Source organism: Bacillus tianshenii (assembly GCA_020524525.2).
Classification (GTDB): domain Bacteria; phylum Bacillota; class Bacilli; order Bacillales; family Bacillaceae_N; genus Bacillus_AV.
Genome location: CP129018.1, coordinates 1837593 through 1857999 on the forward strand (window position 1 = coordinate 1837593; position 20407 = coordinate 1857999).

22 protein-coding genes are annotated in these 20407 nt (G+C 41.1%); 1 reads left to right on the forward strand and 21 read right to left on the reverse strand.

Annotated elements, in window-relative coordinates; genetic code table 11:
• Positions 1-7: 7 nt before the first annotated feature.
• The 18 genes from LC040_09280 to LC040_09365 all read right to left on the reverse strand — a co-directional run bounded on the left by LC040_09280 (position 8) and on the right by LC040_09365 (position 17119).
• Entirely contained in the window at positions 8-526 is a 519-nt protein-coding gene (locus tag LC040_09280; protein WLR53057.1) for a hypothetical protein, read from the reverse strand.
• The gene (gene nth, locus LC040_09285; protein WLR53058.1) at positions 519-1181 is read right to left on the reverse strand and encodes an endonuclease III; all 663 of its coding nucleotides are present in this window, start codon (positions 1179-1181) and stop codon (positions 519-521) included. Before nth ends, LC040_09280 begins: the two co-directional genes overlap by 8 nt.
• A gap of 20 nt (positions 1182-1201) precedes the next feature.
• Complete coding sequence (locus tag LC040_09290; protein WLR53059.1) at positions 1202-1915, reverse strand: DnaD domain-containing protein; 714 nt, start codon at positions 1913-1915, stop codon at positions 1202-1204.
• A 140-nt stretch (positions 1916-2055) separates the two neighbouring features.
• Positions 2056-3351 carry an asparagine--tRNA ligase gene (asnS, locus tag LC040_09295; GenBank protein WLR53060.1) on the reverse strand — a complete coding sequence of 432 codons (1296 nt, stop codon included), beginning with the start codon at positions 3349-3351 and terminating at the stop codon, positions 2056-2058.
• 243 nt (positions 3352-3594) lie between these two features.
• Positions 3595-4776, reverse strand: a complete 1182-nt coding sequence (locus LC040_09300) for a pyridoxal phosphate-dependent aminotransferase (protein WLR53061.1) — start codon at positions 4774-4776, stop codon at positions 3595-3597.
• The gene (locus LC040_09305; GenBank protein WLR53062.1) at positions 4776-5273 is read right to left on the reverse strand and encodes a DUF5590 domain-containing protein; all 498 of its coding nucleotides are present in this window, start codon (positions 5271-5273) and stop codon (positions 4776-4778) included. The genes LC040_09300 and LC040_09305 overlap by 1 nt, the downstream gene beginning before the upstream one ends.
• Before the next feature lie 9 nt (positions 5274-5282).
• Positions 5283-5453, reverse strand: a complete 171-nt coding sequence (locus LC040_09310; protein WLR53063.1) for a YpmA family protein — start codon at positions 5451-5453, stop codon at positions 5283-5285.
• Positions 5454-5733: 280 nt separating this feature from the next.
• Positions 5734-6567, reverse strand: coding sequence for a hypothetical protein (locus tag LC040_09315; GenBank protein WLR53064.1), 834 nt, complete (start codon positions 6565-6567; stop codon positions 5734-5736).
• Between the two features lie 57 nt (positions 6568-6624).
• Positions 6625-9498, reverse strand: coding sequence for an ATP-dependent DNA helicase DinG (dinG, locus tag LC040_09320; GenBank protein WLR53065.1), 2874 nt, complete (start codon positions 9496-9498; stop codon positions 6625-6627).
• A gap of 70 nt (positions 9499-9568) precedes the next feature.
• On the reverse strand, positions 9569-9955 hold the full coding sequence (locus LC040_09325) for an aspartate 1-decarboxylase (GenBank protein WLR53066.1): 387 nt from the start codon (positions 9953-9955) through the stop codon (positions 9569-9571).
• 58 nt (positions 9956-10013) lie between these two features.
• The gene (gene panC, locus LC040_09330; protein ID WLR53067.1) at positions 10014-10859 is read right to left on the reverse strand and encodes a pantoate--beta-alanine ligase; all 846 of its coding nucleotides are present in this window, start codon (positions 10857-10859) and stop codon (positions 10014-10016) included.
• Positions 10856-11695, reverse strand: coding sequence for a 3-methyl-2-oxobutanoate hydroxymethyltransferase (gene panB / locus LC040_09335; GenBank protein WLR53068.1), 840 nt, complete (start codon positions 11693-11695; stop codon positions 10856-10858). Before panB ends, panC begins: the two co-directional genes overlap by 4 nt.
• 248 nt (positions 11696-11943) lie before the next feature.
• Entirely contained in the window at positions 11944-12933 is a 990-nt protein-coding gene (locus LC040_09340) for a biotin--[acetyl-CoA-carboxylase] ligase (GenBank protein WLR53069.1), read from the reverse strand.
• Complete coding sequence (locus LC040_09345) at positions 12918-14114, reverse strand: CCA tRNA nucleotidyltransferase (protein WLR53070.1); 1197 nt, start codon at positions 14112-14114, stop codon at positions 12918-12920. Before LC040_09345 ends, LC040_09340 begins: the two co-directional genes overlap by 16 nt.
• Before the next feature lie 5 nt (positions 14115-14119).
• Complete coding sequence (gene bshA / locus LC040_09350) at positions 14120-15259, reverse strand: N-acetyl-alpha-D-glucosaminyl L-malate synthase BshA (GenBank protein ID WLR53071.1); 1140 nt, start codon at positions 15257-15259, stop codon at positions 14120-14122.
• Positions 15260-15265: 6 nt separating this feature from the next.
• Positions 15266-15967, reverse strand: coding sequence for a bacillithiol biosynthesis deacetylase BshB1 (gene bshB1 / locus LC040_09355; protein WLR53072.1), 702 nt, complete (start codon positions 15965-15967; stop codon positions 15266-15268).
• A gap of 15 nt (positions 15968-15982) precedes the next feature.
• The gene (gene dapB, locus LC040_09360) at positions 15983-16783 is read right to left on the reverse strand and encodes a 4-hydroxy-tetrahydrodipicolinate reductase (protein ID WLR53073.1); all 801 of its coding nucleotides are present in this window, start codon (positions 16781-16783) and stop codon (positions 15983-15985) included.
• A complete protein-coding gene (locus LC040_09365) occupies positions 16784-17119 on the reverse strand; it encodes a nucleotide pyrophosphohydrolase (GenBank protein WLR53074.1) in 336 nt (111 codons plus the stop codon). It abuts the gene before it with no gap.
• Positions 17120-17296: 177 nt separating this feature from the next.
• Here LC040_09365 and LC040_09370 point away from each other — a divergent pair, with 177 nt between their 5' ends.
• A complete protein-coding gene (locus tag LC040_09370; protein ID WLR53075.1) occupies positions 17297-18169 on the forward strand; it encodes a YitT family protein in 873 nt (290 codons plus the stop codon).
• 50 nt (positions 18170-18219) lie between these two features.
• On the opposite strand, the gene LC040_09375 is transcribed toward LC040_09370, so the two are convergent.
• From LC040_09375 to LC040_09385, 3 genes are all read right to left on the reverse strand, one after another.
• Positions 18220-18897 carry a zinc metallopeptidase gene (locus tag LC040_09375; GenBank protein WLR53076.1) on the reverse strand — a complete coding sequence of 226 codons (678 nt, stop codon included), beginning with the start codon at positions 18895-18897 and terminating at the stop codon, positions 18220-18222.
• Positions 18898-18976: 79 nt separating this feature from the next.
• The gene (locus LC040_09380; protein ID WLR53077.1) at positions 18977-19738 is read right to left on the reverse strand and encodes a sporulation protein YpjB; all 762 of its coding nucleotides are present in this window, start codon (positions 19736-19738) and stop codon (positions 18977-18979) included.
• A 61-nt stretch (positions 19739-19799) separates the two neighbouring features.
• Positions 19800-20405 carry a DUF1405 domain-containing protein gene (locus tag LC040_09385; GenBank protein ID WLR53078.1) on the reverse strand — a complete coding sequence of 202 codons (606 nt, stop codon included), beginning with the start codon at positions 20403-20405 and terminating at the stop codon, positions 19800-19802.
• Positions 20406-20407: the final 2 nt, after the last annotated feature.

A 20407-nucleotide genomic window follows, 5' to 3' on the forward strand; every position in this document is an offset into this window, starting at 1 on the left:
TTTTCGGTCAGGCCTTTTTTTCATAGATAAAGCATTTTTGCGCTTGTTTTTCAAGCTCGGTATATAGTTGTTCAAGTTGTGTAAACGCATGATGGTGTGCTGGTCTCATTAAAATAAATTCAAACCGCTCTTCAATATTTACAGGTTTATAGGAAAAAGAAGCTACAACATTCTTCCACTGTGATGCATTGTTTACCGGCTTTCCATTCAACCAGTACATTAATGATAAAAAATTCGCGGTAAATTGCAGCATCGGTTTCTTCACTTCTGAAACCTTCCGTGCAGCAAAGGCAGAACGAATACTTTCTTTTTCTTTTTTCCACAAAACAAAAGCAGGCAGAATCAACTCTTGCTTTTGTTTCCATGGTTGATATGATTCATACCCTGCTTCATGAAGTAAATCATAAGCAAAAAAAGTCGCTATTAAGCCCTCTTCAAACGCTTTGGGTTCATCTAACGCTACAACCTCTTCAAACTCATAAAATGGCGCAAGAGTCATCCTCTCAGAAATATGACACTTAAGCATTTACTTTTGCCTTCTTTCTCATCCGCTTCTGCCCTTCACGGCATAATTCAAGTAATGGACAAACCTCACATTTTGGAGCTTGCGCTTTACAATGATAACGTCCAAAGAAAATAAGTCTGTGGTGCGCATCGCTCCATTCTTCTTCAGGAATTTTGCGCATTAACGTTTTTTCCACTTCAAGAACGGAATCTTTCCAGCGGCAAATACCAAGCCGTTTACTCACACGCTCAACATGTGTATCAACTGCTAGTGCCGGCACATCAAATGCTACAGAAAGCACAACATTTGCGGTTTTACGACCAACCCCAGGAAGATTTTCCAACGCCTTACGATCATTTGGCACTTCCCCGCCATGTTTTTCAATCAGCTGTTCACAAAGCTTGCGTATATTTTTCGATTTATTACGGTATAAGCCAATGGAACGGATGTCTTGCTGAAGTTCTTCTAGCGGCACAGCTATATAGTCTTCAGGTGTTTTATATTTCTGAAATAAGTCTTTCGTTACTTTGTTCACAAGATTATCGGTACATTGCGCAGATAAAACGACCGCAATTAATAAATCAAATGAATTGCGGTGGTTCAATTCACAATGTGCATCTGGAAACATTTCTGCCATCGTATCAAGTACTTCACGTATTTGTTTGTTTGTAAGCAATTTTGTTCACCTGCTTTACATTACTGTTCAAGCCAGTTATAAAACGGGACAGCTTTTTTATTGATCGGTTTGTTACCTCGCTCTTGCGGCTGTCTTTTGGTCGTTTGATGCTGGCGGAAATTCATGCTTCGTTGCTTTGCCTGCTCAACTGTTTGGATCCCATTCTTTTGCCACTCAAATAAAATTCGGTCAATATAGCGTAAATTTAACTTTCCGCTAATGACCGCTTCTTGTAAGGCTGCCTTAATTAAGACAGGTGAGTGATTTTCTTTGTCGATCCAAAGTGTGAGCGTTTCATATTCCATTGGTGACAACGGACGAGCAAATTCTTGTTCAAACAGCTGAAAGATTTTTGCTGCTTCTTCTTGTGAAAGGTCTTTTTCTTGCTGCTTGTCCTGTTGCTCTAAATAATGGCAAACCTTTTCCCAAAGAGGATGAAGTGTATAACGTTCATAAATAACACCTGATATATCCTTCTCTTCTTCTATCCCAAGCGCTCCCTTGCGAAGTAATGAACGCAATAAATTTGTACAAGCTTCAACATCAACACTCATTCGCTCTGAAAGTTCATCTGGGGTTGGAAAATGATTTCCTCTTTCCACATATGTCTGCACATGAAGAATCAACATCATTTCATGCTCATTTAACCCGATCTTCGCATAATGCTCCATTAATAGTAACGGAACCGTTGTATTTCCTTTTGCGAGCCAGTCAATCATTTGCCCTCTATCCATCTCTACAACACCTCTAACAAGCATTATAACATGAGCTTCCATCGTCATGACACATCGATTGCTCATAATTAGAAAAGCAAAAAGCACCAAGGACGATTGCTTCTACAAAAGAAAAGCCCCGGATACCGGGACATTTCTCCTTAAGGATATAAACGGTTCAATAGACGAGGGAATGGAATCGTTTCACGAACATGCTCCACACCTGCAATCCATGCGACTGTCCGCTCCAGACCTAAGCCAAAGCCGGAATGTGGGACTGAACCATATTGACGAAGCTCTAAATACCATTTATATGCATCTCCGCCAGCTAAGCCGTGGTCTTCATAGCGCTTTTGCATTAAATCAAGGTCATGGATTCGCTCAGAGCCACCAATAATTTCACCGTAACCTTCTGGAGCAATTAAGTCTGCACACAAAGCTACTTCTGGACGGTTGGGGTCAGGCTGCATATAGAATGCTTTGATCTTTGCTGGGTAATGCGTAATAAATACAGGTTTATCAAAGCTTTCCGCAATTGCTGTTTCATGCGGTGCACCGAAATCTTCTCCCCATTCGATATCATCGAAACCTTTCTCATGAAGAAGCGTGATCGCATCATCATACGTAATACGCGGGAAAGGTGCCTTTACATTTTCAAGCTTGGATGTATCACGACCAAGTGCATTTAATTCGAGTGCACAGTTTTTCAACACAGATTGAACAACATAGCTGACATATTGTTCTTGGATTTCAAGACTTTCAGCGTGTTCGATAAAAGCCATTTCTGGTTCAATCATCCAAAATTCGATTAAATGACGGCGTGTTTTTGATTTTTCTGCACGGAAAGTTGGGCCAAATGAAAAGACTTTTCCAAGCGCCATTGCGGCTGCTTCCATATAAAGCTGACCACTTTGTGAAAGGTATGCATCTTCATCGAAATACTTCGTATGGAACAATTCCGTCGTTCCTTCTGCTGATGTCCCAGTTAAGATCGGTGGATCAACTTTAACGAAACCATTGTCATTGAAGAATTCATATGTCGCACGAATAATTTCATTTCGGATTTTCATGACGGCATGTTGACGCTTATGACGGATCCATAAGTGACGATGATCCATTAAAAACTCTGTACCGTGCTTTTTCGGAGTAATCGGATAATCAACTGCTTCATGAATTACTTCAACATTTGTTACACCTAACTCATAACCAAATGGTGAGCGCTCATCTTCGCGTACAATACCTGTTACATAAAGGGAAGATTCTTGTGTAAGCCCTTTCGCAACTTTGAACATCTCTTCATCTACTTCTTCTTTTACCATGACGCCTTGAATAAAGCCCGTCCCGTCACGAAGCTGCAAGAAGGCTATCTTACCGCTTGAGCGCTTATTTGCAAGCCAAGCTCCAATCGTGACCTCTTTTCCTGCATATTTATGTACTTCAGAAATTGTCGTTTTCACGTACTTTCCCTCCAACAATCGAATTCATCTCTAATTTCGTCAAAAAATAACATGCGACGCAATTATACATTTATTATAGAAGAAAAATCAAGATTTTAAAAGGAAAGTCCAAATAAGAAAGCTATTTCGACTGTCCGGTTGCAAACACCGCCCATATAGCAGTGAAAAATAGATGGGGAAGCAGTGTGCTAAGGATCAAATAAAGACGCCCTGCCGACATGCAGAACGCCTTTATTTAAAACATTACATATGGTTATTCATAAAACGCTCAATACGCTCTAATGCGCCTTCAAGCTGGTCAAGCGACGTCGCATATGAAAGACGTACATTTTCAGGAGCACCAAAGCCTGAGCCTGGGACTAGCGCTACTTTTTCTTCTTCTAGAATAGCTTTAACCCAATCGTCGACACTGTCAAAGCCTGTTTTCTTAGCAGCTTCACTTGCATTTGGGAACAAGTAGAAGGCACCCTTAGGCTTAACGCATGAGAAACCAGGAATTTGTACAAGCTTCTCATACACTTTATTCAAACGATCTTCAAATGCAACACGCATTTCTTCTACAGGCTCTTGTGACCCTTCATACGCCGCAATTGCGCCGTATTGAGCCATTGAAGTCGGGTTTGACGTTGAATGACTTGCCAGGTTAGTCATCGCTTTAATGATTTGCTCATTACCTGCTGCATAACCAATACGCCAGCCTGTCATTGAATGAGATTTCGATACACCATTGATGATAATCGTATTTTCTTTTAATTCAGGTGACAGCTGTGCAATGGAAACATGCTCATTGTCTCCATAGACAAGGTGCTCATAAATTTCATCAGAAACAATAAGGATATTGTTTTCAAGAGCTACTTTTCCAAGCGCTTCAAGTTCTTCCTTCGAATAAAGCGTTCCTGTTGGATTGCTCGGTGAATTAATGATGACAGCTACTGTTTTGTCTGTAATAACTGATTTTAATTGTTCAGGCGTCAGCTTGAAATCATTTTCTTCAGCTGCGTCGACATAAACAGGTGTACCTTCTGCAAGCTTCACTTGCTCAGGATAGCTGACCCAGTAAGGCGTTGGAATAATAACTTCATCACCTGGGTTAACAAGCACTTGAAACAATGTGTAAAGCGCATGCTTTGCTCCTGTGCCAACAATAATTTCAGATGGTTTGTATGTAAGTCCTTGGTCGCGTTTGAATTTTTCAATAATTGCTTCTTTTAATTGAGGTAAGCCGCCAGCTGGTGTGTATTTAGTATGTCCTTCGTTCATCGACTTTGTTGCTGCATCGATAATGTGCTGTGGTGTGTTAAAATCAGGCTCCCCTGCCCCTAAACCAATTACATCATGTCCTTCTGCTTTCAGCGCTTTTGCTTTTGCTGTAATTGCTAATGTTGATGAAGGAGTTAACGCTGAAACTCGTTTTGCCAATTCCATTATTGTTCCTCCTTAAGTCCTTTTGTTTTTAAACTGTAACGTTTAAGAAGTTCCCCGCTTTGAAAATCAAGGTAGTAATATGTATAACGCTGCTGTTGATCACGATATGTCACTTCCCAAAGCGGTGTTCCGCTTTCCATTCCTAAGCGGATATCTATTATGTTTAAAGGTTCACGCTCATTCATAACGTGTTCCTTTACACGCTTTTTCGTCCAACCTTCACTTGCTTTTTTCGTTATGACTTTGCCTTTTTTATTCATCGGCACCCACACATAGATGCTTTCTTTATTTGAAGTGCCGTATACAACTTGATAAGGTTGATTGCCATAATAATGTTCCACATCTGTAACCGTCAAATCATCCACTGCTTGTTTAGCTTTTGCAATGGCCTTTGCTTGCAAGTCTTTTTCACTTGAAAGCGTATCTTGATAAAGTGCTGCAGCCTGCCAGACCAAAATGATCGGAATAATAAGAAGCAGCCACCACCATTTTCTCATGTAATCACCTTACGTGCGGTATATTGTAAAAACTGCCGTATCTTGGTCTTCTTCATCAAGTGCTAGACCAAACATTAAATCTTTTTCCTTTAAAGTGCGATTTAATGAATCAACAATTTTGTACATATCTTCTGAATGCTTAAGGCGGACGGTTGATAAAACTTCAATTTTGTCCTCCATCTTGTAATCCTCCCAGCGTACACAGTATTTGTTACACATGCGAATGCTATAACCGTTCATACTAACCGTAAAGCAATACCAAATCAGATCCTTTTCTTATTATAACAGGTTCAATCAAAAGTGAAAGTATGAAACGTGATTTACTACAGTAACGTACCAAAATTTCTGATAAATGCATGCCAATAACATTTATTCCAGGCCGCACCAACACATTTACGCACGTTCATCGACGTGCTTTTTTTATGTTGAAAAAAACGCGTCACCTAAATGGCGACGCGTTTCAATTATTTTCTTCGCTTTCAATTGTGACAACTTCATAATTTTCAGCATCACAGCGGAATGAAACATTGCCAAACTGCCGTGTTTCATAGATGTCGATCCACGTTTCATTTAAACGTTCTAACACTGCAGAGCTCGGCATTTTCTTCCGTTCATGAAAAATGACTGCAACATGTGGATCGGTTTTTTCCAAGAAATCTTGCGATGTACCGCCTTCTTTTGCAAATTCCGCTACTTTAAGGATTTCTGCATTTAAAGGGGCGCGCTTTAATAATGCTTCTTCTCCTGCTTTATCGGCTTTCCCCATTAAGAGAAAATCATGCTTTCCGTACGAAAAATAAAGGCTCATTCCGCCAGTAGCCTGCATATCAACAACCCGCATTACCATATGCGGTAATACTTTCTCCACTGAGTTGATTGTCCAATACTCTGTGTTGTCATGTTGGACGGCAAAATCATTTATCCATTGTTGCTTGAAAACTTGCGGAACAACCAGCCTTTCAATCATATAACTCTTTTGTAGCCAATCAACATTTGCTGCATACTCTCTGTCTACATTCGTTAAGATTACGGCGTCAAATTTTAGTACGTTAAACATTTCAAGTCGGTCAAGTAGCTCCTCGCCTGTATGTGGTCCACCTGTATTAATAAGGATGGTTTCGCCTTTGCCTGTTTGCACTAAAATCGCTTCACCACTCGAAAGGTCGAGAAACGTCACAACAATTTCATTTTCCTTTAAATTCAGATCAACTTTTTCAATGACGGTCTCTTCCTCAGCTCCAGCTATAAACGGAAGCATCAGGAAACAAATGATGATGAGAAATACCTTTTTCATACCGCATTCCCCTATTCGTGTAATAGGGTTAGTTTGACACGTAAGCTTCGATACTAATCACAGCCACCTTGAAAGTTCATCATACAAAGTTTGGGAAGGAGCTTCACGCACTGGTACAGCAGGCAATGATTGAATAAACTTCTTGCCATACCTTGTCGTGGTAATACGTCTGTCAAACACAAACACAGCTCCTCTGTCTGTTTGCGTCCGTACTAAGCGGCCAAACCCTTGCTTAAAACGAATAATTGCTTGCGGCAGTGATAATTCCATAAATGGACTTTTACCCTGAGCTTTCAGCCGTTCACTACGCGCACTCATGACCGGACTGTTTGGTGGTGAAAATGGCAATCGAACGATAACGAGGCAGCTCAATGCTTCACCTGGGATATCAACACCTTCCCAAAAGCTACTCGTTCCAAACAAAACAGAACGCTCCCCTTGTTTGAACCGTTTCGTTAATTTCGTCCGGCTCCCTCCGCTTACACCTTGTGCAATTAAATTGAAGGCTTCTGGAGATGAATGCTTTTTAACAAGCTTATAGACGGTTTTCAGCATGTCATACGACGTAAACAAAACGAGCATTCTTCCCTCTGTAATTTCTGCAAGCTCTGAAATTTGCTCTGCTAAATGTTCGGTATATTCCTCATTTGACACGTACTTAATATTTGGCGTATCACTAGGAATCATGAGCCGTACTTGTTCACGATACGAAAACGGCGACTCAATCATCGCTGTTAACGGCTGAAAATCTTTTAAGCCTAGACGCTTTTCAATAAATGAAAAAGACTGATTAACAGCAAGTGTAGCTGATGTAAGCACAGTGCTTTTCTTTTTGGCGAAAAATTCATCCGCTAATAAGTCACTTACTTCAACAGGCTGACTATACAAATATGTTGCATTTAAGGCACCATTTGCATCGGCCTCTATCCACGTCACATCATTTTCACGCTTTTCAAGCAACAAGCACTCAACTTGCATTTTCATCGTATCGAGCTGATTTTTCACGCCATTATAATCAATTAAAATGCCTCGTTGCAGCGGGGTTAAATGCTCTTTCTTATCATCAAAGAATTTGGAAACCTTCTGCATTGTTCGACTTAAATCACGAAATTGGAACTTCAGACGGTCCGCTGTTTCTAAAATACTGTCCCAAAGTGGACCACTTTCCAGCCCGACGTCGTAACGATAGCTGATTCGTCCAATATCTGATCGTGAATTGTCAGCATTTTCTTTTGCATATACTTGAAGCATTCGGAACAAGTCATCTGCTTCTGCTTTTACTGCTGTTATACGCTCTTCCATTTGTTCAAGGTGTATAAATACTGTTTCATCTATATCAATGAACTCTGCAAGTCCAAACATTTTAGACGTCAATTCGTGTTCTTCCCTCATGCCAAGGCGGTTCATCGTTAAGTTGACTGCAAAATAATCAAGCTGCTCACCAAAATGCTCACTTGCCGTTTCTTCCATATGATGTGATTCATCAATCACAACTTCATCATAGGCAGGTAATACGCCTGTTTCATTCGTTAAATCTGTAAACAACAAAGCATGGTTGGTGACGACAATATCTGCTTCTTGGGCAGCACGGCGTTTACGATGGTAAAAACAGCGTGAATAAAATGGGCAGGCGCGATTTAAGCAGGAACCTGCATCACTTTTCACTTTACTCCACAGCATTTGCCCTCCTGAAGGCAAATTCAACTCTTCGACATCACCATGTTCTGTTTCTGTCAGCCAAATGAGCATCTGGGCTTTAGCAAGGATCGTATCGTAATTATCGTTATAAAGGTCAGATAACGCATGCTCAAACTTTCGTAAGCAAAGATAATGGTTCCGTCCCTTTAATAACACGCCATTAAATGAAAACGGAAGGATCTTCTCTAGCAATGGAATATCCCGTTCTAACAGCTGTTCTTGAAGCTGAATTGTATGTGTGCTTACAACGACTGGCCGTTCATTCTCAACTGCATAAAAAACAGCCGGCAATAGATAGCCAAGCGACTTACCTGTTCCTGTTCCTGCTTCAACAAGTAGATGCTGGTGAGAGGAGAAAGCCTCATCGACAACCTTCATCATTTCACTTTGCCCTGGACGCTCTTCATATTGACTCATGATTTCCCGCATGCGGGTAGTGAGCTGTGGTTGAAACGAACTGAACGTCTCGGTTGAGATTTCATGATTACTTGAAGGCTTCTCCTCGACCTTTCGTAAAGCAAGGCCTCGGTATATGTCAAATGACTCTTCTCCCGTTTGCAGGGTGGTAATCTTTTCTTGAACAGTTTCCTTCAAATAATGTTCCAGGTCACTATGAAAATGAGGAGCAAGCCGCTCTAGCCGCTGCAAAACAGTAAGTGGTAAATGCTCAAGCTTCGTTAACAGCTTCAATAAAATCTCTGCTGTCACTTCAGCATCACTGTCCGCTCGATGCGGGTTATTATGGGTGACCTCAAAATACTCCGCTAGCTGTGAAAGTTTATACCCATCAACAGAAGGATACAGCAAGCGTGCAAGCTCAACCGTGTCAATGCACGGCCCAACAAATTTTCTATAGCCACTGTTTTCAAATTCTTCTTGCAAGAAAGACAAGTCAAACGGTACGTTATGGGCAACAAAATAGGCATTTTCCAGCATAGACAGCAATGTTGGGGCAATTTCATCAAACGCTGGTGCGTCGATAAGCATGTCTTCTGTAATACCCGTTAACTCTTGAATAAAGGGAGTAAGCTTTGCATTTGAGCTGACAAAGCTTGAAAAGCGGTCAACAATCAAACCACCTTCAACAACAACTGCACCTACTTGAATAATGCGGTCGCCCTTTTTTGGTTGGTTTCCGGTTGTTTCTATATCAATTATTACAAAGCGATGGTCCATTTCTAACACCTCTAATGCGCTGTTCAATGGCTCTATTATATCTTTTCTGTAAAACATACAAAAGCCCCCGACTGTACTCACGGGGGCTTGTAAATAGTGAGCCAGATTTTTTACTCTCCAATGCTGATTATAGCACGGTTGCTTCTGGCTCTGCGTTGATAATTTCTTTAATCGTATTATCTTCTTCATTCATGATAAGCACTTTTGGCTTATGCTCATGAATTTTTTCTTGTGGTACAAGTGCATATGAAATGACAATAACGATGTCACCTTCATGCACTAAACGAGCTGCAGCGCCGTTAAGGCAAAGGACGCCACTTCCGCGTTCCCCAGCAATTACATACGTTTCAAGGCGCGCTCCGTTGTTGTTATTGACGATAGCAACTTTTTCATTAGGCGCAATGCCTGCTTGATCGAGAAGATCTTCATCAATCGTTACACTGCCCACATAATTTAAGTTCGCCTCTGTTACACGTGCGCGATGAATTTTCGCATTCATAAATGTACGAAACATTTCTCTTACACCCTCCCATGTTGTCAAAACACGAATATATGATCTAACGTTCAAGGATTTAAATCGTCATTGTAATATTGTCGATTAACCGCGCTTTTTCAAACTTCACGGCAAGAGCAATAATAAACTGCCCCTTAAGGTCTGTCAACTCTTTTAGCTCTGGGTAGCTTAAGATTTCAACATAGTCAATTTCTCCGCTTGTATACGTCGTGATATGCTCTCGAATAAAAGCTTGTAATTGCTCTACATTTCGCTCACCATCAAGAACCTTTTGCACCGCTAATTGCAAGCTTTCATAAAGGCGCGGAGCTTCTTGTCGTTCAGTCTCATTTAAATAAACGTTACGTGAGCTTTTAGCTAAGCCGTCAAGCTCTCGAACAATTTCAACCGGAACAAGTTCAACAGGAATGTTGTAATCTTGAACAAGCCCGTCCACGACCGCAACTTGCTGTGCATCCTTCATACCAAAATAAGCACGGTCGCACATGACAATGTTAAACAGCTTTGCTAAGACAGTTACAACCCCGTCAAAATGACCTGGACGTGAGCTGCCACATAGCACGTTTGTCCGCTTTTCAACCGACATACTGACTGAGAGCTCAGTCGGATACATATCATTAACATGAGGATAAAATAAAATATCGATGCCTTTTTCTTCAGCAAGTCTTTCATCTCGTTCAAAGTCACGTGGATAACGTTCAAAATCTTCATTTGGCCCAAATTGCAATGGATTTACAAAAATGCTCATCACAACAATGTCATTATCCCGACGTGCTTGTTCCACAAGTGTTAAGTGACCGTCATGCAAGTACCCCATTGTTGGCACAAACCCAATTTCATTGTTTTGTTTTTTAAGAAGCTTCATTTGCTGCTGCATTTCCTGGATTGATTGAATGACTTTCATTCAGTACGGCCTCCATATAAATTTTGCAATTCTGTTTCTTTCATATTAAACGAATGCTTTTCCTCAGGGAAAGAACGTTCTTTCACTTCAGATACATACTGCTGTAGACTGTCAACCATTACATCATTAACATTTGCATATTGTTTAACGAATTTCGGAACATGGACAGAACCGTAACCAAGTACGTCATGGTATACAAGCACTTGACCATCTACTCCATTCCCAGCACCGATACCGATTAATGGTATACGAAGCATCGCTTGCAATTGTGCTGCAAGCTGTTGTGGTACACATTCAAGCACAAGTGCTACTGCGCCGGCTTGTTCGACTTTTTTCGCATCTTCAATCAATTTTCGTGCGCTATCGGCATCCTTACCTTGAACACGGTAACCACCTAATACACCAACGGACTGTGGAGTTAAGCCTAAGTGTGCAACAACAGGAACACCTGCTTCTGTTAATCTAGCAATTGTATGAATGACATCGCCAGCGCCTTCAACCTTCACAGCTTGAGCACCGCTTACTTGTAGAATGCGACGTGCGTTATGCATCGTATCGGCGATCGAACCATGATAGGACATGAACGGCATATCTGTTACGACAAATGTATTCGGTGCGCCGCGACGAACGGCTTTTGTATGGTGAATCATATCATCAACTGTCACTGGAATTGTTGAATCGTAGCCAAGTACAACCATCCCTAGCGAATCACCGACAAGAATGATGTCAACTCCTGCTTCTTCTGCCTGCTTTGCAGACGGGTAGTCATAGGCTGTAAGCATTGTAATCGGCTCTCCAGCTTCCTTCATCTTCAAAAAATCCATTCGTTGTTTCATACGTTTCCCCTCCTCATAATTTGGCGAGGAGATGAGCACCGATGCACCCTCTAACGGTATAAAAAAACCTTCTTCTCGAGTGCTGAGAAGAAGGATCACATACATCATCGGTTGAATCATCCCTCTGTCCCAGTCCTTGTGGATCAAGGCAGAATTTCAAATTTGAAAATCAAAACGACTAAAACGGACATCTGGTGCAGTTCTTTGCAGATACTGCCCACCTAACACTTGTAGTATAACAAACTTTTTTACGTTGTGGGAGGAAATTCTATATCTGCTGAATAAATATGGTGCAGCTTACCATCATTTCCTTCTAGCAAAAGGACACCGTCATCTGTAATCCCTTTCGCCATACCTTCAATCACACCGTTCATTAATCGCGCACGAATACGCTTACCAATTGTTACAGCATGTGCTTCCCATAGGACTTTAACGACATCAAACCCTTCGTTAAGGTAATCCACATATAGTTCTTCCATTTCTTTCAACACAGCTTGCAGCACCTTTGCCCGATTAATCGGCTCGCCTTTTTCAATTGCAAGTGATGTCGCAATCGATTGAAGCTCTTCAGGAAAATGGTCAAGCTGATGGTTAATATTCATTCCCACCCCAATGATGATCGAGCGTACGCGGTCAGCATCTGCCTGCATTTCCGTTAATATCCCGACAATCTTCTTGCCGTTAATTAAAATATCATTTGGCCATTTAATTTCACAGTCAATTCCAGTTGCCCGCTTAATTCCACGTACAACACTCACGGCTGTTAATAACGTAAGCTGAGGTGCCTGCTGCATCGGAATGTTCGGGCGTAAAATAATACTCGTCCAAATACCAGTTCCCTTTGGAGAATACCATTCTCTGTCTAAACGGCCACGTCCTAATGTTTGCTCATCGCTCACAACAATCGTTCCTTCTGACGCTTCACTATTAGCAAGCTCGTGAGCGATTTTTTGAGTCGAATCAACACTCTCTTCATAATGGATGTTTTGCCCAAGTTTCTCTGTCTTCAATCCGAGCCGTATTTCATTTTCAGTAATTTTATCAGGAGTAGCAATAATACGGTAACCTTTGCGCTGGACGGCCTCAAGCTCATAACCGTCCTTTCGCAGCTCTTCAATATGTTTCCAAACCGCTGTGCGCGAACAACCAAGTAATTCACTCATCTTCTGGCCTGAAATAAATTCGCCTTCGTATTCCGAAAATACTTCCAATAATTTCTTCCTCATTGGTGATGACATGAGTCCAGCCACTCCCTTATTGTTTTCTTCTCATTCTTCACTTCACCATTTATCACCGCACGTTCAACTTTTATAAGTGTGTCACTTAGCCATGGACCACCTTGTTGGTTCATCCACTCCATTAAGTTATTTCCATTTATCGCAAGCTGCTTTCGCGTTTGTATCGGTAAGGCTTCGTATTGCTTAGACACAAACTCCTGTAGCTCCTTTTCATTCTCATTCCTAGCAGCAGCGCGAAGCCTTGCAAATTTCGTAATATGCTCACTACCAAGCTTATAGACCAGCATCGGTGTAATGCCGTTCGCATTACTTTCCTTAAGAGCGTTCAACAAAGCAGTAACACGATTCATTTGCTTGTTCGAGCACTTCCATTCTTTTAAGAAAGAGCGAACATCATTTTGGTTTAAAATATAGAGAAACAATGCCCACCGCTCTTCTGCCGTTTCAAGCTTTGAGAATTGGTATGAGCCACATTTTCTTAAGTTATCAGCTTGCTCTTCAAGATATGGTAAATAAGCTGTTACGTCTGTTTCAATTAATAATAAAAAAGCACGCTCTGTATACTGACCACCTAACAGCTTCTCAAACTCAACTGTTATCCGTTCAACAGCGATTTTCTTAAGCAATGGAGCAAGCTTAGTCATTGCTTGCTTTGTATTCTCTTCTAGCTCAAACCCTAATTGACTAATAAAACGAACCGCCCGCATAATCCGTAGTGGATCTTCTTCAAACCGTTCATATGGATTTCGCACCGTTTGAAGCAATCGTTTTTGTAGATCCACTTGCCCGCCAAACGGGTCAGCTAGTTTGCTATCAATATCCATAGCAATGGCATTAATCGTAAAATCACGTCGGCTTAAGTCTTCTTCAAGAGAAGTAATAAACTGCACATCGGAAGGGTGGCGATAATCTTCATACTTTCCCTCACGGCGGTAGGTGGTGACTTCATAGTACTCACCGTTCATTCCAACCATTACCGTTCCGTGCTCAATGCCAACAGGAATTGTCTTCTCGAACAATTCCACAACCTTCTCAGGCGGAGCAGATGTAGCGATATCGATATCACCAATCGCCCGCTCTAGAAGCGCATCACGAACAGCACCGCCGACATAATACGCTTCATATTCTGATGTAATTAAATGCTCTAAAATCGGCCGTGCCTTTAAAAAAAGTTGCTGCACTACAATCAACCCTCTTCGTTCAGCAGTGTTTGATAATAGACGTCTTCATAATTTGCAACAATTCGGCTTGAATGAAAAACATTCGCAGCACGTTTTATCGCGCTTTCCGCCATTTGTTGATGCAGTTCTTCATCTGTAAGCAGGTGAATCGCTTTCTCTGCAATTTGTTCAACATTGCCCAGCTCGCAAATAAAGCCTGTTTCTCCGTCTTCAATCACCTCTGGAATACCGCCGATATTAGTACCGATACATGGAACACCACATGCCATCGCTTCTAATAAAACAAGACCAAAGCTTTCCTTCTCAGATAACAACAGCTTCAAATCACTAATTGACAGTAGTTCAGAGACATTTTCCTGCTTTCCAAGAAAAAGCACCTGCTCTTCAAGTCCTTTTTCGTGAACGAGGCGACAAACAGCTGAAAATTCAGGGCCATCCCCAATAAGAAGCAGCTTAGCAGGCATCTCGTTGGCCACTTTTTCGAATACATGAATGACATCCTGCACACGCTTAACACGGCGAAAATTTGAAATATGTACAAGCACTTTTTCATTCGTTTGAATCCCATATTGCTTACGCAAATCTTTTGCCACATGTAAGTTATAAACACGTTCATCTACAAAGTTGTAAACAGTCTTTATCTCTTTATCGATCTTGAAAAGCTCACGTGTTTGCTCAACCAAGTGGTCAGAAACAGCTGTCACCGTATCAGACTCAACAATACCAAAACGAATAATTTCATGGAGTGAGGAATCATAGCCAAGCACCGTAATATCTGTACCATGCAGAGTTGTTACAATCTTAACTTTGTTTCCTGTCATTTGCTTCGCTAGAATTGCACAGATTGCATGCGGCACAGCATAATGAGCATGCAGAATATCAAGTCCTTCACGCTTAACGACTTCAGCAATCTTACTGGCTGCTGCTAAGCTGTATGGTGGATATTGAAAGACAGCATATTGATTCACTTCAATTTCGTGAAAATAAATATTTGGATAGAGGCGATTCAGCCGAAATGGCACACCTGATGTAATAAAATGAATTTCGTGGCCTTTTTCCGCTAGCTGTTTTCCGAGCTCAGTTGCTACAACTCCTGAGCCGCCTACTGTCGGATAACAAATAATTCCGATCTTTAATTTTTTCATTTCATGTTAGCTCCCGTTCAGTAAATCTTCATTGATGAGTATCGGTTGTTTCGTTTTGAATGCTTCTGCATATTGTACACCTGCTTCTTTTCCAAACAGCCGTTCTCTCGCTTCAACCGATTCAATATAGCCATTATTAAGCGGTGTTTCAACTTCGTCCGCCAGTTTCATAAACTGACTTCGATAGCAGCGAAGCGCATCCAATTTTGTATCAATATATTCACTAATATCAACTACAAAGTCTGGCTTATGAAAACCATTAATCATATAGTAGTGTAACCGTTGTATCTTGTGTGAATGAGTATCTGGCATATAGTTGCGAATACCTGCTGAAAAAACCGCTTCCTCTACGATAGCAGCACAATTGCCGTGATCTGGATGTCGGTCAACTTCATATGGGGCGAATACAAGCTTAGGCCTGTAGTTCCGAATCACTTCCGCTACCTTTGCAATTTTCTTTTCTGTTTTTAATAAACCACGGTCAGGAAACTGCAAATTGAAGCGTTCAGTAATGCCGAGAATTTCCCCTGCTTTGTCAGCTTCTTGCTTTCGAATTTCAACCGTTCCATTTGAGGAAAGATCCGCTTCTGTTAAATCACAAATACCGACTGTATACCCTTTTTGCACAACTTTTGCAATCGTTCCGCCCATGCCGATTTCAACGTCGTCAGCATGGGCGCCAAATGCAAGAATATCATAGCGCGACATAACAAGCGTCACCTCTTATTCCATAATATTTTCAAGGCCGTATACAAGCAGATCGATTTTCATTACCGTTTCTACGGCAAGCTTAACGCCTGACATGAACGAAGTACGGTTAATTGAATCATGACGAATTTTTAATGTTTGTCCTTCACCGCCAAATAGTACTTCTTGGTGTGCAACAAGGCCTGGAAGCCTTACACTATGTATACGCATGCCATCTTTTTCTGCACCGCGGGCGCCTTCAAGTACTTCTTTCTCATCTGGATGTCCTTGTGATTTTTGCGTGCGAACCTTTTCAATCATTTCAGCTGTTTTAATTGCTGTGCCTGATGGAGCATCAAGCTTTTGGTCGTGATGCTGTTCAATAATTTCAACATCAGGAAAATATTTAGCTGCCATTTCTGCAAATTTCATCATAAGAATGGCACCAACTGCAAAGTTCGGTGCGATAATAACACCAATACCCTTCTCCTCTGCTTTCTTCTTTAGATCATCCAACTCTGCTTCATTAAAGCCAGTTGTTCCGACAACAGGACGCACTCCGTACTCCACTGCAAGCTCAGTATGCTTTTTGCCAACCTCTGGTGTTGTTAAATCAATTAGTACATCTGGTTTTACTTCTTGAAAGCACTTTTCAATATCATCATAGATTGGCGCTTCTAAATTAGGCAGACCTTCTACCTCAGAAACCATTTTGCCGCTGTTCTTGCGGTCAACGGCACCGACAAGTTGAAAATGTTCTGTACGTTCAATTAACAATAAAGCTTCTTTTCCCATACGGCCGCGTGGACCAGCTACTACAATTTTGATTGTTTCCATCTACTTTTCCTCCTCGATACGTGTCCAGCGATCTTTATCGCGTGTTCTAAATTTGTTCATTACGAGATCAAAGGCTTCATCAAGATCAATATTTAACGAATTTGCAAAACAAATGAGGACGAATAAAATGTCACCCATTTCCTGTTCCATCGTTTTTTCTTCTTCACTTGATTTCTTCGGTTTCTCTCCATAATAATGATTTACTTCACGAGACAGTTCACCAAGCTCTTCTGTCATTCGCGCAAGCATGGCGAGCGGACTGAAGTACCCTTCTTTGAACTGCCCAATATATGCATCTACTTCCTGCTGCATCTCTTCCATCGTCTTCTTTGCCATTGTTACCACCTCGCACATTAATCCACTTCTCATGTTAGCCAAATGCTCCTACTTTGACAAATCCTACGCCCTGCCTGCTAGACAAATTCCTTCACAATCGACACGTTCTGCCATATAATGAGGACACATTTGTTATAATTTTACCCGTACGCAACTAGAAACAAAAGGAGGGATTTAATGCCACGTCTAAAATTTATTAATATTTTCTTCATCCTACTCGGTTCAGCGATCTTCTCATTTGGTATTGTTCATTTTAATATGGCGAACAACCTCGCTGAAGGCGGCTTTACAGGTATTACCTTGCTCTTATACTTTCTATTCAAGATTGATCCATCTATTAGTAACCTCGTCTTGAATGTTCCGTTATTTTTTATTGGCTGGAAACTACTTGGCCGCAGACCGTTTTATTATACAATTATCGGAACAATCAGCGTTTCGGTTTTTTTGTGGCTGTTTCAGCGCTATTCTCCCATTTCGATTCCATTGCAGCATGACATGACACTTGCAGCTCTTTTCGCAGGGGTGTTTATCGGTGTCGGCTTAGGGATTATCTTCCGTTTCGGAGGTACAACTGGCGGGGTTGATATTATTGCTCGCCTTGCTCACAAATACGTTGGCTGGAGCATGGGAAGAACAATGTTTATGTTCGATGCCTTTGTCATTATCGTATCTTTGCTTACATACTTAGACTACCGTGAAGCAATGTATACACTTGTCGCTGTCTTTGTCGGTGCCCGTGTGATTGACTTTATGCAAGAAGGGGCATATGCAGCAAGAGGAGCAACGATTATTTCTGAAAAAAACGAAGAAATTGCAAAAATGGTTCATCAAAAAATGGACCGGGGTGTAACAGTTCTGAAAGGAAAAGGCAGCTTCACTGGGCAAGAACGCGATGTCCTCTACTGTGTCGTTGGCCGAAATGAAATTGTCCGCTTAAAGAATGTCATCACCTCCGTCGACCCGCACGCCTTCGTAGCAGTGAATGAAGTCCATGATGTATTAGGAGAAGGCTTCACACTTGATGAAAATAAAATGCCGCTTGAAGAGTAAGTAATGCATGTAAAAGCCCTCTGCAGAAGACGCAGAGGGCTTAGTAGTGATTAATCTTCACTTGTCATGCCAGTATAAATAAGGATTAAACGCACGAGCTCAAGCACTGCAACTAATGCGCCTGCAACGTATGTCATCGCTGCTGCATTCAGTACTTTCTTCGTTTCACGTTCCTCATCATTTCGAATAATTCCAAGTGAAACAATTTGGTTCATCGCACGGCTTGAAGCGTTGAATTCAACCGGCAATGTAACAACTTGGAATAACACCGCTGCTGCCATAAACAAAATGCCGAGTAACAGCATATTTGTCAATTGAAAGAAAATCCCTGCAAGAATTAAAATCCAAGACAAATTAGAACCAAGGCTTGCAACAGGCACAAGAGCGTGACGGAAACGTAATGGTGCATAGCCATTTGCATCTTGAATTGCGTGTCCAACTTCATGGGCAGCCACCGCAGCGCCGGCTACAGAAGTTCCATGATAATTATCAGTTGAAAGACGAACGACCTTTGAACGTGGATCATAATGATCGCTTAACTTCCCTGGTGTCTCTTCCACTCCAACATTGTACAATCCATTATCATCTAAAATTCTACGAGCAACCTCTGCTCCCCTCATTCCAGATGATGCTGGTACTCTTGAATATTTCTTAAATGCACTCTTCACCTTCATTTGTGCAAAAAGCGGGATTAAAATAATGAGCGCAAAATAAATCAAGAATCCCATTCGTGTCATTCCTCCATTACTCTTTATTAACGTTATTTTATTTAATTGACCTTAAAAAATCAATTACTTTGTTTACGTATTAGCCTGCATGAATGTTTCGTTTTTCTCCATTATATTTTCGCCAAGCCACATAAAATAATGTAAGCAAGATCATTCCACCCATGTAAGCACTAAGCCACAGAAATGAAGTTTGCGAAAGGGTTTCTTGTTCATCTAAAAAAAGATTCATCACATGCTGCTCCAATGTATCAACTTGTTCGATGCTAACATTATTGTTTTCTTTCATTGCTTGATTCAAGTTTTGAAGCGTAGCATTAACTGCTTGAATATCTTCTTTGGAACGGTCCATCACAAGACTCGGATAGATTAACGTATACATTTCTTGCAACTGTTCATAGCTGCTTTCAAACCCTTGCTTATCATCATTTGAGGCTGCCTTTAAAGCTTGGAGTGTATCAGAAATATGCGGTTTTAACTCAACCCACATTGGCTGGTGACTACTTGTCACCGCATCCACAGCTAAGCGAAACTGCATCACGCGCTGCAGTCGTTTCTCAGGAGAAACCTCTTGTGCCTCAAGCGCTTTTCGTGCTTCTTGATAACTAGTTGAAAGTACTTGAAGCTGTTCCATCTCTAGTGATTCATCTGCAAATCTCATTTGTAAAAACTGATCAGAAAATTGCTCTAAATAATTCTTTGCGCTCTCATACTTACCTTGCTTTGTCAGCTGTAAAGCCATCTCTGCTTTCTGGTCTAAGTCTGACCAACTTTGAGCTTGTACATAACCTGTATGTGAAAAGAAAAATGAAACGATGAGTACACTGATTAACAACCATCTCATAACTTGTCCCTCCCTCAATTTCTATTTCATCCTATGAGAGAGTGAACAAGATTAGACGTCTTTAAATTAATTTTGAAGCAATTTGCAAACGAAATGATTCATTTCTCACACCAAAACGATAGGCAAGATAGATCGAAACAAGGCTTAACCAAAATGTGAAATAACCGATTTGTGGGCTTAGCTCAGCAAGTACAGGGTATCGCGGCATTTGTCCGAATACATAATCAATCACATCATTGTGTAATGTCCAGATTGCTGCAAACAACAGATGACTGATTCGAAAACGATAATAGGGTGAATAGAGCAATCCCTGTATTGCCATTGCAAAGTGTGAAGCCATTAGCATATAACCTGTCCAGCTTAATTCTCCATTTACAATAAGAACAAGGAGGTTCATTACAACAGCCCAAATCCCATATTTAAAAAGAGTCACAACTGCCAGCGCTTCAATGAACCGCCAATTTTGCTTTAATAGAAATGCCAATAAAACAAGAACGAAAAACAAACTTGCCGTTGGACTATCTGGTACAAAAATTAAGAAAATCGGCTTCGTCTCTTTCAGCTGCCACCCATACCATATGTAACCATAAATAGTTCCTAACGTATTAATAATAAGCAGACCGAGTAAAATGGAACGCTGCCCGAAAATTTGTAGTAGCAACCTCACTG